The sequence below is a fragment of the Micrococcus sp. GbtcB5 genome, assembly GCF_019091605.1.
Classification (GTDB): domain Bacteria; phylum Actinomycetota; class Actinomycetes; order Actinomycetales; family Micrococcaceae; genus Micrococcus; species Micrococcus luteus.
In genome coordinates, this window is the sequence record NZ_JAGXJK010000609.1 from 1 (window position 1) to 230 (window position 230).

Consider the following 230-nt stretch of genomic DNA (forward strand, 5'->3'; position numbering starts at 1 on the left):
GCCCTTGATGAAGGGGGTCAGCAGGGCGATGACCTTGATGCCGGTCTCCAGCATCTCGGTGGGGCCCTCGCGGGACGCGAAGTTCGGGGCCGGGCGGTGGGTCGGCCAGCGGTCCTCGGCCTGCAGCTGCGAGGTCGGCGTCTCCAGGGTCTCGCCGAGCACGCTGAAGATGTGGCCCTTCACGGCGTCGCCGACCCGCACCGAGATGCGGGGGCCGGTGTTCACGACGG

At 71.3% G+C, this 230-nt stretch carries 1 pseudogene; it reads right to left on the reverse strand.

The features are described 5' to 3' along the window. A pseudogene (locus KVS67_RS13690) lies at window positions 1-230 on the reverse strand (F0F1 ATP synthase subunit beta); the annotation flags it as partial.